Raw genomic sequence first — 17,989 nt, 5'->3', positions numbered from 1 at the left:
GTAGACGAGTAATCAGAATGCGTCCAGCCTTGAAGAAAATTCCTTCTCCTCTTCTCGTTTTTCCAGTATCATCCTAACCGTCTGTTCACCATTCAACCGAAAGCAAGAGACCCCCACATGCCCGCTATCTCCACCTCCATATTCGAATTGCTCAAAATCGGCCCCGGCCCGTCCAGCTCCCACACCATTGGCCCAATGCGGGCCGGATTCAACTTCATGGAACGAATCCGCGAACTCCCCCAGGAAATGCGCCAGAAGGGCGACACCTTGGATATCCGCCTTTTTGGCTCCCTGTCGGCCACAGGAGAGGGACACGGCACTCCCAGGGCGATTATGGCCGGGCTGCTGGGGCAACAACCGGACACCTGCGACTCAAAGGCCATGGATCCATTTTTAGACAAAAAACGCCCCTTCGAACTCGACCTGGGTGATAAAAAATTATCCTACCGCACCGGGGACATTATCTTCGACGCCGTGCAACACGACTATCCGCACAGCAACACCATGATCTTCCGATTCAAGGCCGGAACTGAAGTCCTGCTGGAACGCATCTACTTCTCCGTAGGCGGAGGATTTCTCCGCTGGCAGGGCTGGGAAGAACCGGTAACGGGGAAACCCGTCTATCCCTATGAGACAATGGCGGAACTCAAGGAACATCTTCGCAACAATTCCATCCGCCTGCACACGCTGGTGCTCGCAAACGAAAAAAGCATCACGGGCGTATGCGAAGCTGAAATTCTCGCCGGACTTGATCGGGTAGTAGAAGTGATGGAACAGGCCGTGGAGCGCGGCATAGCGGCCAAAGGCGTTCTTCCCGGCCCTATCGGCTTACAGAGAAAGGCCAGCATCATGTACAAAAGTGCCAAAAAGCTCGAATTCCAGGGGTCGGGCTTCCTTCGGGCCATCAATGCCTACGCACTGGCCGCCTCGGAAGAGAACGCATCGGGCCATTGCGTGGTCACTGCCCCCACTTGCGGGGCTGCCGGAGTCATTCCGGCTATTATTTTCATGCTCAAACGGCACATGGGCGCACTACAGAAGGAAATTCGTCATGGTTTACTGGCAGCCGCGGCCGTCGGATTCCTGGCCAAGCACAACGCATCCATCTCCGGCGCCGAGGTTGGCTGCCAGGGCGAGGTCGGCGTTGCCTCCTCCATGGCGGCAGCACTCCTCTCCTATGCACGCGGCCATCGTTTTCAAATAACCGAGAACGCTGCGGAAATAGCCATGGAGCATCACCTGGGTCTGACCTGTGATCCCGTAGGCGGATTTGTCCAGATACCATGTATCGAACGCAACGCCATGGGAGCGGTCAAAGCGTACAACGCCTTCCTCATCGCTTCCACTTTGGAAGAATCTTACCAAATGGTAAATCTGGACAAAGTGTTCAAAGCCATGGCCCAAACAGGGAAGGATATGTCCAGAAAATATAAGGAGACATCGCTTGGAGGGTTGGCCCAAAGCGTCCCGGAATGTTAGGCCAACCGTTCGTATTATCAGAATAAACACATGTTTTATGGCCTAGCGGCATTATAGCAGAATAAAATTCTGGCCTGATATCATCGACCTGAATTAAGATTGCCCTGAACCGATATTTCTGCTAGGGAGCGTGCTGGCTTTTTCAGCCGAATATCTTTTTTTGGGGTGCAAGACGTGATTTCTTTCAAAAATGTAAATAAGTGGTATGGGGATTTCCACGTCCTCAACAACATAAATCTCGAAATTGAAAAAGGCGAGGTGCTTGTCATCTGCGGCCCTTCAGGTTCGGGGAAATCCACCCTCATCCGGTGCATCAATCGCTTGGAACCCATCCAGGAAGGCGATATTCTAGTGGACGGCATGAACGTTTCGGATGCCCGTACCAACATGACCCTGCTCCGGGCCGAGGTAGGTTTTGTCTTCCAGCAGTTCAATCTCTACCCCCATATGACGGTCATGGAGAATATTATTCTCGCGCCCACCCTGGTCAGGGGAATGAGCAAGGGTGAAGCCACCTCCATAGGTATGGACCTGCTCAAAAAGGTCAATATTCCAGACAAGGCGGGCGCCTACCCTTCCCAGCTTTCCGGCGGTCAGCAGCAACGCGTGGCAATAGCCCGGGGGCTTGCCATGCAGCCCAAGATCATGCTCTTCGACGAGCCGACCTCCGCGCTTGATCCTGAAATGATCAATGAGGTGCTGGATGTCATGAAATCCCTGGCGCGCGAAGGCATGACCATGATCTGCGTCACCCACGAAATGGGTTTTGCCCGCGAAGTGGCGGACCGGGTCATATTTATGGACGGCGGGAATCTCATCGAAGAAAATTCGCCCGAGGAATTTTTCAATAATCCCAAAAGCGACCGAACCAAGGACTTTCTCAGCAAGATCCTCAGCCATTAGGTTATAAGGATATATACGCCCCGCGCGGACATGGTGTCTGGACGGGGCATGTTTTTGGTCGAACTCCCAACCATTGAGAGGAGAGGAAAATGCGAGTTCTCAAGATCACTGCACTGGCCGCGCTGCTCGTTCTGGCCGCGTCCATGGCATACGCCGGTCCTACCTACGACCGCGTCATGTCCACCAAAGTCGTCAAAGTAGGTCTGTCCAACCAGGGCATTCCCTTCGGCTTCATCAATGACAAGAACGAATGGACCGGATTCGACGTTGACATCGCCGCCGAAATCGCCAAGCGCATTGGCTGCAAGCTGGAAAAGGTCGTTGTAAACAACAACACCCGTGTCACCTACGTCCAGACCAACCCGCCCAAGGTCGACATGACCCTGGCCAACATGACCCACAAGCGTTCCCGTGATGAGCAGATCGACTTCTCCATCACCTACTTCTTCGATGGCCAGAAATTCCTGGCCCGCAAGGGTACGGTGAAGGACGTCAAGGATCTGGCCAAGATGAAGGTCGGCTCCATGCAGGGCACCACCTCCATCATCAACGCCACCAACTACCTGAAGAAGCTTGGCAACCCGAACCCGACCGTCATCGGCTACGATGGTGAGATCGCCATGTTCGAAGCCCTTCGTTCCGGTCGTGTCCAGGCTATCTCCACCGACGCCACCCTGCTGCTCGGCTACGCTTCCAAGGAGCCCGGCAAGTACGAGCTGGTCGGCGACTTCATCTCCGACGAGCCCTACGGCATCGGCCTGCCCCAGGACGATTCCAAGTGGCGTGACACCGTCAACTTCACCCTGCAGGACATGTGGAAGGACGGTACCTACAAGCAGATCTACCTGAAGTGGTTCGGTCCCCAGACCCCCTTCGATTTCCCGCTGACCGAAAAAATCGAGATGTGGCCGTAAGCCACCCCGACGCAAGTCATTACATGGTCCCGGAGCTCTGGCTCCGGGACCTCGCTTGAGAGAGACCGATGATCAAGAGATATTTTGAGAAACCCTGGGTCCAGAACTTCAGCCTGCTGGTCATGCTCGGCCTGGTGGTCTACTATTTCGCCTTTGTCTTCAAATTCAATTATGATTTCGACTGGGCGGTGTTCATAACCGACGGGCAATACGGCAACATGGGCGACCTGATGCTGCACGGGCTGCACCTGACAGCCACCATCACCCTCTATTCCGCCATTCTTGCCCTGGTTCTCGGCACGGTCATCGGACTGGCCCGGCTATCAAAATTCAAGCCGGTCTACTGGTTCGCCACCTGCTATGTAGAGCTTTTCCGCAACACCCCGCTGCTTATTCAGCTCTTTTTCTGGAACTTTGCCTTTCCCTATGCCTTCCCGGATGAAATCCGCACCAAACTGTACGATATGGATTTCGAATTCTGGGTGGCAACGCTGGGTTGCGGCATCTTCACTTCCGCCTTCATGGCGGAAATCATCCGGGCAGGCATCCAGTCCATCCCCAAAGGATTGCTGGAGGCTTCCTACTCGTCGGGCCTGAGCTTCAACCAAACCCTGCGCAAGGTCATTCTGCCACTGGCATTTCGCGAAATCATTCCGCCGCTCGGCAGTGAATTCCTGAACAACATGAAGAATACCTCGCTGGCCATGACCATTGGTGTCGGCGAAGTATGCTGGTCCATGCAGGAAGTACTCTCGCTGACCTTCCGGACGTTTGAGGCTCTGGTGGCGGCCACCGTGATCTATCTGGCCCTGTCCCTGTTGATTTCCACAATCCTCAACCTGGTCAACGCCAAGCTGAAGATCGTCCCGGAGAACAAAAGGCCCATGGCCCGCAAGGTCGCGGACGTTGTTTTCGCGCCCTTCGCCATGCTGGCCGATGGCCTTGAACGGCTCATGTGGCATTTCCGCAAGGCCCCGGACGCATCCAAAACCATCTCCCCACTGCGGCGCATCCTGCATTCGCTGGGTAAATTCACCATCACCGCTTCCAAGGTTATCTTTGTGGCGGCTCTGGCCATGACCGTCTACAAGGCTGTCATGGCCATCGCGGGCTTCAACTACGGGATCATCTGGGCCAACCTGTCCACTCTGCTCAAATGGCGTTTCCCCGGTGGCGACGAGTCTGAGTTCTTCTACGGTCTGGGCGGTCTCTCCGGCTCTGTGCTCATGGCCTTCATCTCCATCCTCGGCAGTTTCCTCATCGGACTGGCGGTGGGCATGGGCCGCACGGCACACAACCGGGCCATCCGCATCCCCTGCACCCTGTATATTGAACTGGTACGGGCCATTCCACTCATTCTGGTCATATTCTGGTTCTATACCGCCATCCTCGAGTTCGTCTTCAAGGTGGACCTCCAGGCATTCTGGGCAGCAACCATTGCCATGACCTTCTTCTTCGGTGCCTATATCGCCGAGACCGTCCGCGGCGGTATCGAGAATATTCCCAAGGGGCAGGTGGAAGCGGCCAAGGCCTCGGGGCTGAGCTACTTCCAGACCATGCGCAAAATCATCCTGCCCCAGGCGCTCAAGCAGATGCTCCCGGCCCTGGTAGGCATGTTCATCGCGGCCTTCAAGGACACCTCGCTGGCCTACATTATCGGCGTGATGGAACTGACCCGCGCGGCCTATGCCATCAACAACCGAACCATGATCTATCCTTTCGAGATCTATACGACCGTAGCAGCACTCTACTTTATCTGCTGCTACTGCATGAGCCTCTATGCCAAACGGCTGGAGCGCCGACTCAGCCCGGAAACCGTGCGCATCGAGATGTAAAAGGAACAAAGCAGAATTGACTCAAAAAGGCCCTCCGCAGGAGGGCCTTTTTGTTTGCCAGACGCCATTCACTACGACCTATTCCATGCCCATCCTGAAAAGGCAGACGATCATTGACTTCCCCTAGCCGTAAAGGATAGTTGGTCAATCCATTGTGCCAGCACAACAGGAGAACGGCATGGGATACCCGATCGCACACGCGCCTATCTATGGATATCTGAAAGGATACAAACACACCGTCCCGCTTCAACTGGTCCATTATGCTCGGACCTTCAGCATCTTCAAGCTCCTCAATACCCTCGAACTGGGCAGGGTTCTCAATGTGGGCGGGGCCGATGGCTATCAGTCCTATCTGCTAAAACAAATTTTCAATGCCGATGTGATGACGGCCGACATCAATAGCCACACACTCAATCTTGCCCAACAAAAGTACGGACTTGAGGTCTGCAATGCCTCCGCGTTGGATCTGCCTTTTGCGGACAATTCGTTTGATACCGTCATAATGATAGAGACAATAGAGCACATCATGGATTCGGCCAAAGTCATTGCCGAGTTGAGACGGGTAGCGCGAAAACACATTGTCATTTCCACGGAAAGCTTTTTCGACTCGGAAGAGCAAAAAGAGGAATTCCTATTGTACCTCCATGAAACGCATCCTCAATTCTTCCGACAAAACAATCCCGTACAGCGATCGGATGTAAGCTACTTCACCAAGAAAGACTTCACGCGCTTGTTTGACAACGAACCGCTCCGCTTCTACCCGCAATTCTCCCACAAACAAACGGACATACTCGGCCCCATTGAAGCAATCCGCTCGCACGTCAAGGCTATGACTGAGAACCTTTCCGTCAGCAAACAGACAAAAGTCATCGTCCACTATTGCAAGGGAGAGTTTACGCCGAGGGGAAAAACACTTCCTGAAAGTGATCTGCTTGAAACCATTGTTTCTGACAAACCGCTTTTCCCCATCGAGTTGGATGCCGAAATGATCCAGGAGGACAGGGAAAGTGTTCAACGCCTTGAAAAATACAACAGCGAGGCATCGCTCTGTAAAATAGTTGAGCCCAATAAGGTCCCTCTACTCCCCATCGAAGAAGAGGGCGCCGAAGGTATGGCCCTGCAATGGCTCACAAAGGATGACAACGAGCGCTCTCCATCCTTTTGCACTCGAAAGATCACCCTGGAGAAGTCCGGCACCACTCCCCTCAGAAAGACTGCCTGGGAACACCAGATTTACATTCTCTCAGGTTCGGCCTTGCTTTTTGAGGAGTCACGCGAGACCGAACTTTCTGAAGGGATGACAGTACTGATTCGTCCCAACATCCCCTTCAGGATAAGAAACATGGGGCAACAACCTTTGTCCTTTCTGGACATTGTGCCGTCGATCACGCATTTCTTCGGCAGATGAGGCATGAAAGAACGAAGTTATCCAGCTTATCCGGCAAGCATAAGAAAAGGGCTCGTTATATAACGAGCCCTTTTCATTTTAGGCGTTGCGTAAAGCTAGGAGACGCGCAGGGCTTCCTTCACGGCCTTGAGGGCCTTGACCTTGGCCAGAGCGGCATACAATTGATCCAGCGTTTTCACCTCCACGGTGAAATCAAGCACAGACGTGCCGTCCACCTTGGAATCAAAGCTGCCGGAATCGATATTCACGTCCATCTCAGCCAGTATGGTGCATATCCTGCCGAGCATACCGGGTTTGTTCAAACACTTGATCTTGATCTTGGCGGGATACGGTTTTTCCTCGGACCCTTCCCAGCTGACCTGAACAAGCCGCTCTTCTTCGAAATTCTTGACGTTGTGGCAGTCTATGCGGTGCACGGTCACGCCACGGCCGCGAGTGATGTAACCGATGATGGGATCGCCCGGCAGCGGATTGCAACAGCTGGCGAAACGAACCAGGACATTGTCCACACCGGATATTTGCAACCCGTCGCTTTTCTTGGCCTTCCGTTCCTCCTGCTGCTGTCCGGCCTCCTCGATTTTATCGGCTGGCTTGCGCGCATCAAGCGGCTCATCGTGGGTCATCGCATACAGCTTCTTGATGACCTTGCGCGGTGTGTAGCGGGAAAATCCGACCTGCGAGAGGAGATCGTCCAGGCTACCACAGTTGAAGACTTCGGCCAGCTTGAGGAACTCACCGTCCTTTATGGACTTCTGGACATTGATACCGACCCGACGCCCCTCTTTTTCCAGCAACTCGCGCCCCAGCGAAATAGCCTGCTCGCGCTCCACTGTGCGAATGAACTGCTTGATCCGTGTCCGCGCCTTGGCCGTCTTGACGAACTTGAGCCAGTCGCGGCTGGGCATCCGGTTCTTGTCGGTGATGATCTCCACCGAGTCACCGTTCTTGAGCTGACTGTGCAGGGGAACGATGCGGCCGTTGACCTTGGCACCGGCACATTTGTCGCCAACCTGGGAGTGGATGGCGTAAGCAAAATCAACCGGCGTCGCGCCTTCGGGCAATTCCTTGATGTCGCCATTTGGCGTAAAGACGTAGACCTCTTCCTGAAACATCTCCAATCGGAGCGAAGACATGAACTCGCGCGGATCGGAAAGCTCCCGCTGCCAATCCATGATCTGTCGAAGCCAGGTGTACCGCTCCGCGTCCCGGGTGCCCGCGGTTTTGCCCCGCTTGGAGCCCTTGCCCACCTCCTTGTACTGCCAGTGGGCGGCCACGCCGTATTCCGCGATCTGGTTCATCTCCTCGGTGCGGATCTGTATCTCGATACGCTCGCCCTCGGGTCCGATGACCGTGGAGTGCAGCGACTGGTACATGTTCGCCTTGGGGATGGAAATATAGTCCTTGAACCGACCGGCAACGGGACGCCACACGGAGTGGATCAACCCGAGCACGGCATAGCAGTCCTTGATGGAATCGACGATGATGCGGAAGGCGATGAGATCGTAAATTTCGTCAAAGGTCAGCCCCTGCTGCTCCATTTTGACCTGGATGGAATGCAGATGCTTGGTCCGGCCATAGACACGCCCCTTGAGCTTATTCTTCTTGAGCATGTCCGAGATGAGGCCGACCACTTCCTCTATGTACGGCTCACCGGCCGCCCTGTGCTGGTGGACGGCTTCACTCAGCTGGGAGAAGACATCCGGCTTCAGGTAACGGAGGCAGAGGTCCTCCAGCTCGGTCTTGATCCGGTGCAAACCGAGCCGGTTGGCCAGGGGCGCATATATGTCCTGCGTCTCCTGGGCTATGAGCCGTTGCTTGACCGGCTTCATGAACTCCAGCGTGCGCATGTTATGCAACCGGTCGGCCAGTTTGACCATGAGCACGCGGATGTCCTCGGCCATGGCCAGTATGAGCTTGCGGATGTTCTCCGCCTGCTGCACCGCCCGGGACTCGAAGGCCATCTGGGATATCTTGGTCACGCCATCCACGATGTCGGCAACATCGGAACCGAAGAGTTCCTCGATCTCGTCCACCGTGGTGTCCGTATCTTCCACTGTGTCATGCAGCAGCCCGGCGGCCACAGTCGCTTCGTCAAGCTGCATGTTGGCCAGCAGGAAGGCCACGTTCATGGGATGGGAAATGTATGGTTCGCCCGAGCGACGGACCACGCCGTCATGCGCCTGGGCGGAAAAAACATAGGCCCGCTGGATCAGATCCAGGTCGGGGTGCTCGATATATGATGCCACCTTGTCGGTGATCTCGTTGATGCGAATCATATGTCCTGTCGGAAAGTTATGGCTGACGTTGCAGTGAGCGGGGAATCCACCACCGCGTGGAGTTGTATGTAATACCGGCCGGAGCCGCTTTTATATTCTGCACACGAGCCTGCACAATTATCAAGGCCTTGGGCACACAAAGAAAACAATATGGCACGTCGTCGTGCAAAATTTGCTGAATCTCATCATAGATCGGCTTGCGCTTTTCCGGCACAACCAGCCTGCGGCCGCGCTCAAGCAGCTCATCCAGTCTGGGGTTCTTGTATCGGGTAAAGTTCAACCCGCCCTGCACGGCCATGGACGAGTGCCAGACCGAGTAGATATCCGGGTCTTCCAGAATATTCCACCCCAAAATAACGGCGTCGAACTGCCCTTTATCTATGAATTCCTTGATGAAGGCGGCCCACTCCACCGTACGCAGCGAGACAACGATGCCGATATCCCGCAACCGCTGCTGGATGATGACGCCGGTTTTGATTCGCTGAGTATTGCCCTGGTTGGTGATGATGGAAAAGGCAAAGGGAACGCCATCCTTGTCCAACACGCCGTCTCCGTCCGTATCCGCCCAGCCTGCCTCGGCCAGCAAGGCCCGCGCCTTTTTCGGATTATAGGCACGGGGCTTGATATCCTTATTATACTGCCAGGTACCAGGCTTGTAAGGACCATTGGCCGCCACGCCCAGGCCATAGAGCACTCCCTTAACCAACTCCCGTCGATCAAGAGCAAAATCAATGGCGCGACGCACACGCACGTCCTTAAAGAAGGGATGGTCCATGTTAAATCCAAGGAAGGTGTAGGCGGAAGCAAGATATTGAAACTTATTGAAGCTGCCGTCCCAGCCCGGCCCTGATGTCTGATAGAGATATTGGAGCGGCGTCAGGCTCATGGTATCCAGATTGCCAGCCTTGAGTTCGAGAAACTGCGTGGACTGATCCGGTATGACTCGATAAACAAGCCGGTGAATGTACGGCTTTCCTTCAAAGAAATCCGGGTTGGCAGTGAGTACGAGCCGACTGCCCGGAACCCACTCGGCCAGTTTGTACGGCCCCGCGCCCATAGGCTGTCTGCTATATTTCGTATTCAGCAAATCCTGCCCTTTCAGGACATGCTCGGGCAGGATATCCATGGCCCATGTAATAAGCGCCTTGGCGAACGGCTGGTCGTAGGTCACCTCAAAGGTGTAGTCGTCAATGAGCCGGAAGCCGGAGACCGCCTTGAGATTTTCCTTGTACGCCGTGGGCGTCTTGGGATCGATGGTCAAACGGTAGGTAAACTCCACATCATGGGCGGTGAGCGGCTCGCCATCGAACCAGCGGAGGTCCTTTCGCAACTTGAAACGGATCAACTTGCCGTTGTTCAACACTTCAAAGGACTCGGCCGCATAGGGCACCAGATTGAGGTCTTTGTCATACTTGATGAGACTGACGTAAATCTGTGAGGCGATTTCGTGAGATGCGCTGTCGGTCGCCAGGATGGAAATGAGGTTGCTCGGCTCTCCCAGCATATCAAGCACGAGGCTGCCGCCTTCCTCCGGCAAAGCCGGCACCTGATCGGCCCGGACAGGAGGAACAGGCGTGGCAGGTTCGCCGTCCGCACCGCACCCGGCAAGAGCGACGAAAAGAAAAGTTATTATAAGGAGCGTGCGCAGTCTCATTTTATCTTGCAAAACGGCGATGGTTGGATCATAAAATGGTAAGAGCATCGGCCAGTGTCGATACTATGTACCAATGGGGGGGAAAAGCCAAGGCGGTATCCTCGGTTAGATTCTCTTTTCCACAGCTTGCCGAACGACGGCTAAGTATGTATTGAAGCCGTTCAATTCCTGCCATATCCGGCAGTACGACTGAGTTGAGAACAGATGACCAGCGGTGAAGAAAAAATAGTTAAATCGATCCTCGGGGATTTTATCAATGACTCCGTTCCGGACTATATTCTGGAAGGAGCCAATGATCTTGTTGCGGAAGGCGGCGTCCAAAAACTGGACCTGAAAAAGCGGGACCAGTATTGGGATATCGATGGTCAGGTGCAGGGAGACGAATTCCAGAATTACACTTCGGAAATCGGCCTCAACCTGAGTGATAGAACCATCAATTATTATTGCAACTGCCCGGATTCCTTTTCCGGCGTTTGCCGCCATGTGGCCGCTACGGCCGTCAAACTTTTCAAGTCCCTCAGTGCGGATACCGAGGACACCGTTCCCACGCCCCGCACGGACTGGCGACAGACATTTCGGCCATTTTTTGCCACCGCGCTCGAGCCGGAGGCTGGCCGTCATTATCTCATCTATCGCATCTTCCCGGAGCTCGGTCGGCTCCAGGTCGCCTTTTTTCGTGCCCGCCAGAACAAGTCCGGCATTTCCCAGGTTCAAAACGAGGTCACCCTCGCCCAGATCGTGGAAAACCCGGATTGGTGCGATCCCTCCCCGGCCCTGCCCGGCGTTGCCGAGCAGATAGGCCATTACCTCGACTATTGGGGCCACCGTGTGGAAATTCCTGCGGGGCTGCACTCCTGGTTTTTCCGGGCCATCAAAAACGAATATTACCTTTATCTGCGCGATACTGACCAGCCGGTAACCATCGAGTCAAAGACCATGCAGCTCAAGCTCTCCCCGAGTCTGAGCGAAGACGGCCTGGGCTTCGACATTCTGCTCGCCAGGGAAGACAAGATGCCCTTCTCCATCACGGATGAGGAGGAAATCTATTTTTATGGCCGGTTGCCCCTCTGGGTCTACTACAAGAACTCCTTCTATCCGGTACAGACCGGCCTGGACCCCAAACTGGTTCAGGGCATGGTGGAGCAAAAACCCATTGTGCCGCACGCCGATGTCTCGGAATTTCTGGATCGGGTCTGGACGCAAATTCCCGTCTCCGATCTCTACGGCCAGGAGGACTTCCTGGAACGGGTCGGCCCCATTTTCCAGCAGGCCGACTACAATCCAAAGCTCTATCTGGACGAAGAGGGCAGCCTGCTCGTCCTCAAGGTACAGAACATCTACGAAAACGAGCACGGCGAATTCGTCATGCCCGGCCCGAACCCGGACCTCCAGACCGGCAGCTACCACGAAGGCGGCAAGAGCTACCTCATCCGGCGCGCCCAGGATGAGGAGGCCCAGCTCATGGCCGAACTGCAGGACATGCATTTCCAGCCGCGCAGCAACTCCATCTGGTTCATGGAACAGGAAGAAGCCATCAACTTCCTGCTCGACCATTATCCCCAATTGGTGGAGGCATACCGCGTATTCGGCGAACAGAATCTGACGCGATACAAGGTACGGACCACGCAACCGCAAGTTGTGGCCGAAGTGGAGACCGACGAGGACGACAAGTGGTTCAACCTCGAAATTTCGGTCGAGTACGACGACCAGACCGTCCCCATCGAGGTCATCTGGGAAGCCTGGACCAAGGGCAAAAGATACGTTCAGCTCAAGGACGGTTCCTACACCAGTCTGCCGGAATCCTGGCTCAAGAAGCTCGGCCACAAGCTGAAGGCCCTTGGCTACGATCCGGAAAAGGCGCCCAAGACACAGTTCAACCAGTTCGAAGCGCCGGTGCTGGACAAGATTCTGGAAGACCTTCCGCAGGCCAGAACAGACGAGTACTTCGTCAAGCTGCGTGAAAAAATTAATAATTTCAGCGAGATACGCACCATTGAGCAGCCCAAGGAATTGCAGGCAACCCTGCGTCCCTACCAGCTTCAGGGCCTCAGCTACCTCAGCTTCCTGCGTGAATACGGATTCGGCGGTATTCTGGCCGATGAAATGGGACTTGGAAAAACCATCCAGACCCTTTCCTACATCCAGTCTCTGGTGGACTCCGGGATAGACGGTCCAAACCTGATCATCGTCCCGACTTCCGTTCTGCCCAACTGGGAACGTGAGGCCGAGAAGTTTGTCCCGAACCTGAAGCGGCTGACCATCTACGGCGCCAAGCGTGAAGACCTGTTCCAGCACATCAATGAATCGCATCTGGTCATCACCACATATGCCCTGCTGCGCCGGGACCTGGATGAACTGCTCAAGTACGAGTATGCCAGCGTGATTCTTGATGAAGCCCAAAACATCAAGAATCCCAACACGATCACAGCCCGATCCGTGCGCAAACTGGAGGCCGGCCTGCGCGTCTGCCTCTCCGGTACGCCCATCGAGAACAATCTTTTCGAGCTGTGGTCACTCTTTGAATTTCTCATGCCCGGCTTCCTGGGGTCCCAGCACTCCTTCCAGCGCGGCATCGTCAAGCCGATCAAGGACGGCGACGAGGAGACGCTGGACTATCTGCGCTCCAGGGTCAAACCGTTCATCCTGCGGCGTACCAAGTCGGAGGTTGCCAAGGACCTGCCGCCCAAGATCGAAACAACCCATTACTGCGATCTGGTGGACGAACAACGAGAGCTTTACAATGCCGTGGCCAAGAAGCTCAAGGACCAGGTGCTCAGGGACGTGGACGAAAAAGGCATGGCCAAGAGCCAGATGTCCATTCTCGACGCCTTGCTCAAACTTCGGCAGATCTGCTGCCACCCGCGCCTGCTCAAGCTCGACATTCCCGGCGTGTCCACCAACCTGCCTTCCGGCAAGTTCGATGCCTTCAAGGATCTGGTTACGGACATCATCGGCGGCGGCCACAAGGTGCTGGTCTTCTCCCAGTTCGTCCGCATGCTTCATGTCATTCGCAACTGGCTGCAAATCAGGGAAATCCCCTTTGCCTATCTGGACGGCTCCTCCAAGGACCGCTTCGACCAGGTGGACCGGTTCAACGACAACCCCGATATTCCCATCTTCCTCATTTCCCTCAAGGCAGGTGGCACCGGCCTCAACCTGACGAGCGCGGACTACGTCATCCACTACGACCCGTGGTGGAACCCGGCCGTGGAGAATCAGGCGACCGACCGTACACACCGCATTGGTCAGAAACGACAGGTATTTGCCTACAAGATGATTTGTCAGAATACGGTGGAGGAACGCATCCTCAAGCTGCAGGAGCAAAAGAAGGATGTGGCCGAAGCAATTATCCCGGGACAGTCTGCGCTGAAGAGCCTGACGCGCGATGATCTGGAAATGCTTTTTGAAATTTAGTTGTTATATCACGATTTAGGAATCATTCCTGTTTACTATCCTGCCAAATCTTGGTAGGATAGTTGCGTCGACGTCATGCAGATACAGAAATGATAACCGAAGGTACTCCACATGGGACCGATGAATCACATATACAACTGGGCCACCTACTCGTTTGATCCTCTCCACCATTTTTGGGAGAAGGACTCCACCCAACGGAATGTTGCCGGAGTTCTGATAATAGTCTTCCTGCTTTCCCTTGCCGTCATTGAGATGAACCGCGAAGGGCTGATTACGGGCGGAATGGCCGAACTGATTCCAACCAATCACTTCATGGCTATTGATATCGCCTTTACGCTGGTACTTGTCCTGGAAGTTATTGGCCTTATCTTCACCCTGCCCTGCTCCATATCCAAAGCCGTGGGCAAACAATTCGAGATCCTGGCCCTCATTCTGCTGCGAAGCGCCTTCAAGACCCTGGCCGGTTTTCCGGAACCCATTGCCATATCCGGCCACGAGCAGGAACTATGGATTTTGATGAGCGACGGCGGTGGCGCGATAGTCATTTTCGGCTTGCTGGGCGTCTATACGATGCTCCGACGCAATCTGGACGACACCCTATCTCGGGGACAGACACTCTTTAAATTCGTTGCAGCCAAGAAAATCGTCGCCCTTTTCATCCTGGTCATTTTTCTGGGAATGGGAATCAAAAACGGACTGCTTCTGCTCTCAGGGCAACAACCGTTTCATTTCTTCAAAAGTTTCTACACCGTACTGATTTTCAGCGACATCATGCTTGTGCTTATTGCACAACGCTTTCTCCCCGTATTCCGGGCAATCTTCCGAAATTCAGGTTTTGCTCTGGCAACCTTACTTATCCGGCTGGCATTGACCGCTCCTCCCTATTACAATGTGGGAATAGGCATCGCTTCAGCCGTTTTCGCATGTGTGCTCACCCTGGTCTACAACACCTTCTATTCCGTAAAGGGTGGTCGAAAACGAGGATAACAAGGTCGATATTTATTGAATGCTTGCGTTGACTGCCAGCAAGACTGTGCTACTCTGCGCTCATGGTTACCAAGTATTGGAAAAGAGTTATCCCCTTAGGCAAACTTGCCGCCATAGCACTTTTGACTACTGTCATATTCCTATCGGGAGGGATTCGATCCTCTCGGGCAGAGCAACCCCCTCTCCGCATTGATTTCCCTGAATTTTGGCCGTTCTTCGCCACACGCGATGGCAGCGTCCAAGGATTCTTCCATGATATCGTCACCGAAGCCCTGAACAGGATGGGGATTCAGTCCACATGGGAATCCTTCCCCTGGCCAAGGTGCCAGGAGCGGGTGAAGACCGGGGCTGCGGATGCCATGATCACTTCGCCCACTTCCAATCGACTGCTCTACGCAAGCACCCACGAAACACCCTTTTACGAAAAAAAGCTCAAGGTATTCACCTATGCCGGGAACCCTCGGCTGCAAGAGATCAAAGCCATTCGATCGGTTGAGGACATCCGGCACGGGGGATTCATCGTGGTCACCTATTCCGGGAATGGATGGAACGACAAAAACATCAAGGCAAATGGAATAAAGACATACGAAACGCCGAAACTGAAAAACGTTTGGCGCATGTTGGCAAACAAACGGGGAGATATCGTCATTGAATGGCCGGGTGGAGCTTGGCCGGACATCGTCGAAACGGGAATGGAGCAATACATCGTCCAGACCGAGGTGACGTTGCAGTCCATGCCGTTTCATCTCCTCATCAACAGCGACTCGCCCTATGCGGCCCGACTGAACGAGTTCGACAGAGTCATCCGGCGCATGAAAAAGGACGGGAGCCTGGACCGTATCATCGACAAGTACATCCAGCAGTACAGGGCGAAACCAGGCCTTCCTCCGCTGATTTCCCCCAACCTTGTTAATAAAGTATTTCTGGCCTCAAGCCCGACACGTTAAGCCATCTCCGAGAGCACATAAGAAAGGCCGCTTCCTATCAGAAGCGGCCTTTTGCGTTATCGGGACAACTTGTCTCTTTTCTTGCCTGATGAACTCACCAATCTAACCGCCGCCATAAGGACTACAGCAAGGGCAGCCAGATTCAGGGTCACAGGACAGATCAATTCAGAAGGAAAAAGACCGAACAATGTTTCAAGGCAAAGCAAAGATGCCTGAACGGTCTGAAAGGCCGGTTGAAGTATTTCCAACATGTAACTTAAAGCTCCTTGTGTTGCGTCGGCGGAAGGGGCTCCCCCTCATCCTCAACACCACACTATCGCTTTTCCCATCCAAAGGGATGACGAATCCTCCACAATTTTTGCCTGACTCCACTGGGCAAAAGGAGTTGATTGAATAGAACTGTTGCCTATTCGGGCAGCTGATATCACTCCAAACGGTTCCGATACATATGCATGGCGAGGGTTACGGTCATAAACCAGGCTGATTATACAGACGATTACAGCCAACCGGCCATAGCATGACACCAACAGGAACAGGTCCTTATCTTTTTCAATCGCCTCACTTTTGGCAAGGCACTTAATCAGAACGGGACATCGTCCATTCCGCTCGCTTCCGAGGGGAATGCAGGACCCAGGTCCTCTTCAGGCTGGTCCTGCTGAGGGTACGAATTCTGATTCTGGCGGTAATTGTTGTTCTGGTAGTTATTGCCGCCTCCCTGCTGCTGGTAGCCTCCGCCACCCTGCTGCTGGTAACCGCTCTGCTGCGCTTCCTGGCCGTTTTGCTGGCGATCCGGAGCGCGATCCAAGCCTTCCACGTTGTCCGCAACAATTTCGGTGGTGTAGCGGTCCTGCCCGTCCTGGCCCTGCCATTTACGGGTCTGGAGCTTGCCCTCCACCATGACCAGACGGCCCTTGCCCAGGTAGTTTCCGCAAAATTCAGCGGTCTGCCGCCAGGCAACCACGCGGTGCCATTCGGTACGCTCCACCTTCTGACCCGTCTGACGGTCACGGTATCCCTCGTCCGTTGCCACGGAAAAATTAGCCACGGCTTGGCCGGAAGAGGTATAGGAGAGTTTGGGGTCCTGCCCCAACCTGCCGATAATGATAACTTTATTTAAACTTCCAGCCATTTCAACTCCTTAAACATAACATTGACGAATGAACCCAACGGATATCAAAATTTCTTGGCCGTGTCTTCCAGTTCATCGAGCGCATCCTCGATGGCGTAGGACAGACGGTCCGCTTCCTGCGGATTACGCGCCGCAAGGGCATCCTGCAACTTGAACCGCAGGTCCTCGGCAGCCTCCGCCCCATCGCTCAGGGCATCGGCCTTGTCGGACGAAACCAACCCGGCACGAACGGCGTTGTACACAGCCTGAACCAATTCCAGAACACCTTTCTTCGGGATGGCGTCGCCACCATCCTCCCACACCAGGTCCCACAGCGCGGGCCAGGCCTTTTTGACCTCGTCCTCGCTATATGTCTCTGCCATTACGCGAACCTGGAGTACGGTGCCCATCTATTCCTCCTCCCACTCGCTCTGGATGCGGGCCACCACATCCTGAATAGTGGTCAATTGATCCTCGGGACAAACGCCGATAAGCGGTGCGCCCTCGTCCACGTTGTCCCCACGGCCGAAATAGACCGAGTGAATGATCCCTTCCGGCCCTGTGTAGGCAAGCGGGGTTTCCCGCTTCATCCGTGAAACGATCATCAGTTCCATGCCTTCGGTCACCTTGACCGAGCGCTTGCCGGAGACCTTGAGCTTCTGGTCCACTTCGGGCACAAAATAATATTTGGCCCGCTCCGGTGCCCGGAACAGGAAAAGCGCTTCCTGAAGAATGCGCTCGATGACCTCTTTGCGGGTCAGAAAATGACGGATGGTGGCCAGCGGCTCGCCCGCCTCCACGAACTTGCCTTCCAGCTCGGTGCGCACACTCTCCACCTCGCCCTTTTCCGGCGCGGTAATGGGCTTGCGATTGTGTTCGCGAGTCAGATGGGCCACCAGGGTGCCCGGTTTCTCCTTGAACTCGCCGCTGCGGCCGCGAACCTGATCTCCGGATTTGAGCCCGGCGAACTCAACCACTCCGGTATGGGGAGCGGCCACCACGATTTCACGATAGGGGGAGGTCTTCACCTCATCGAGCAACTCTTTGATATTCAGCACGTATTA

At 54.6% G+C, this 17,989-nt stretch carries 13 protein-coding genes; 8 read left to right on the top strand and 5 right to left on the bottom strand.

Annotated features, from left to right (window positions below):
• The first annotated feature begins 117 nt into the window (after positions 1–117).
• From ACI0FG_RS06160 to ACI0FG_RS06140, 5 genes are all read left to right on the top strand, one after another.
• Positions 118–1,479: an L-serine ammonia-lyase gene (locus tag ACI0FG_RS06160; RefSeq protein ID WP_419787675.1), complete on the top strand. Its 1,362-nt coding sequence runs from the start codon at positions 118–120 to the stop codon at positions 1,477–1,479.
• Between the two features lie 174 nt (positions 1,480–1,653).
• Positions 1,654–2,382 (top strand): amino acid ABC transporter ATP-binding protein, encoded by a 729-nt coding sequence (locus ACI0FG_RS06155; protein ID WP_419787674.1) that lies wholly within the window; start codon positions 1,654–1,656, stop codon positions 2,380–2,382.
• Between the two features lie 89 nt (positions 2,383–2,471).
• The gene (locus ACI0FG_RS06150; protein WP_419787673.1) at positions 2,472–3,296 is read left to right on the top strand and encodes an ABC transporter substrate-binding protein; all 825 of its coding nucleotides are present in this window, start codon (positions 2,472–2,474) and stop codon (positions 3,294–3,296) included.
• Between the two features lie 68 nt (positions 3,297–3,364).
• Positions 3,365–5,131, top strand: coding sequence for an amino acid ABC transporter permease (locus ACI0FG_RS06145; RefSeq protein WP_419787672.1), 1,767 nt, complete (start codon positions 3,365–3,367; stop codon positions 5,129–5,131).
• 178 nt (positions 5,132–5,309) lie between these two features.
• Positions 5,310–6,539 (top strand): methyltransferase domain-containing protein, encoded by a 1,230-nt coding sequence (locus ACI0FG_RS06140; protein WP_419787671.1) that lies wholly within the window; start codon positions 5,310–5,312, stop codon positions 6,537–6,539.
• Positions 6,540–6,634: 95 nt separating this feature from the next.
• Here ACI0FG_RS06140 and ACI0FG_RS06135 read toward each other — a convergent pair whose 3' ends face one another.
• Together ACI0FG_RS06135 and ACI0FG_RS06130 are read right to left on the bottom strand one after the other, a co-directional pair.
• Entirely contained in the window at positions 6,635–8,815 is a 2,181-nt protein-coding gene (locus ACI0FG_RS06135) for a RelA/SpoT family protein (RefSeq protein ID WP_419787670.1), read from the bottom strand.
• Positions 8,816–8,831: 16 nt separating this feature from the next.
• A complete protein-coding gene (locus tag ACI0FG_RS06130; protein WP_419787669.1) occupies positions 8,832–10,469 on the bottom strand; it encodes a peptide-binding protein in 1,638 nt (545 codons plus the stop codon).
• 204 nt (positions 10,470–10,673) lie between these two features.
• Between ACI0FG_RS06130 and ACI0FG_RS06125 the strand changes: the two genes are divergently transcribed.
• The 3 genes from ACI0FG_RS06125 (at position 10,674) to ACI0FG_RS06115 (ending at position 15,817) form a co-directional block, all read left to right on the top strand.
• A complete protein-coding gene (locus tag ACI0FG_RS06125) occupies positions 10,674–13,883 on the top strand; it encodes a DEAD/DEAH box helicase (RefSeq protein WP_419787668.1) in 3,210 nt (1,069 codons plus the stop codon).
• A 111-nt stretch (positions 13,884–13,994) separates the two neighbouring features.
• Entirely contained in the window at positions 13,995–14,870 is an 876-nt protein-coding gene (locus ACI0FG_RS06120) for a hypothetical protein (RefSeq protein WP_419787667.1), read from the top strand.
• Positions 14,871–14,932: 62 nt separating this feature from the next.
• Positions 14,933–15,817, top strand: coding sequence for a substrate-binding periplasmic protein (locus ACI0FG_RS06115; protein WP_419787666.1), 885 nt, complete (start codon positions 14,933–14,935; stop codon positions 15,815–15,817).
• A 580-nt stretch (positions 15,818–16,397) separates the two neighbouring features.
• Here ACI0FG_RS06115 and ACI0FG_RS06110 read toward each other — a convergent pair.
• From ACI0FG_RS06110 to ACI0FG_RS06100, 3 genes are read right to left on the bottom strand one after another with little or no spacing between them, the layout of a single operon-like run.
• Positions 16,398–16,946 (bottom strand): single-stranded DNA-binding protein, encoded by a 549-nt coding sequence (locus tag ACI0FG_RS06110; protein WP_419787665.1) that lies wholly within the window; start codon positions 16,944–16,946, stop codon positions 16,398–16,400.
• Between the two features lie 44 nt (positions 16,947–16,990).
• Complete coding sequence (locus ACI0FG_RS06105; protein ID WP_419787664.1) at positions 16,991–17,335, bottom strand: hypothetical protein; 345 nt, start codon at positions 17,333–17,335, stop codon at positions 16,991–16,993.
• Positions 17,336–17,983 (bottom strand): biotin attachment protein, encoded by a 648-nt coding sequence (locus ACI0FG_RS06100; RefSeq protein WP_419787663.1) that lies wholly within the window; start codon positions 17,981–17,983, stop codon positions 17,336–17,338.
• Positions 17,984–17,989: the final 6 nt, after the last annotated feature.

The organism is Pseudodesulfovibrio sp. 7M6 (genome assembly GCF_050058625.1).
Lineage (GTDB): Bacteria > Desulfobacterota > Desulfovibrionia > Desulfovibrionales > Desulfovibrionaceae > Pseudodesulfovibrio > Pseudodesulfovibrio salinus.
The sequence above is the reverse complement of the archived record's forward strand: the minus strand, read 5'-3'. Positions and strand labels throughout refer to the sequence as shown.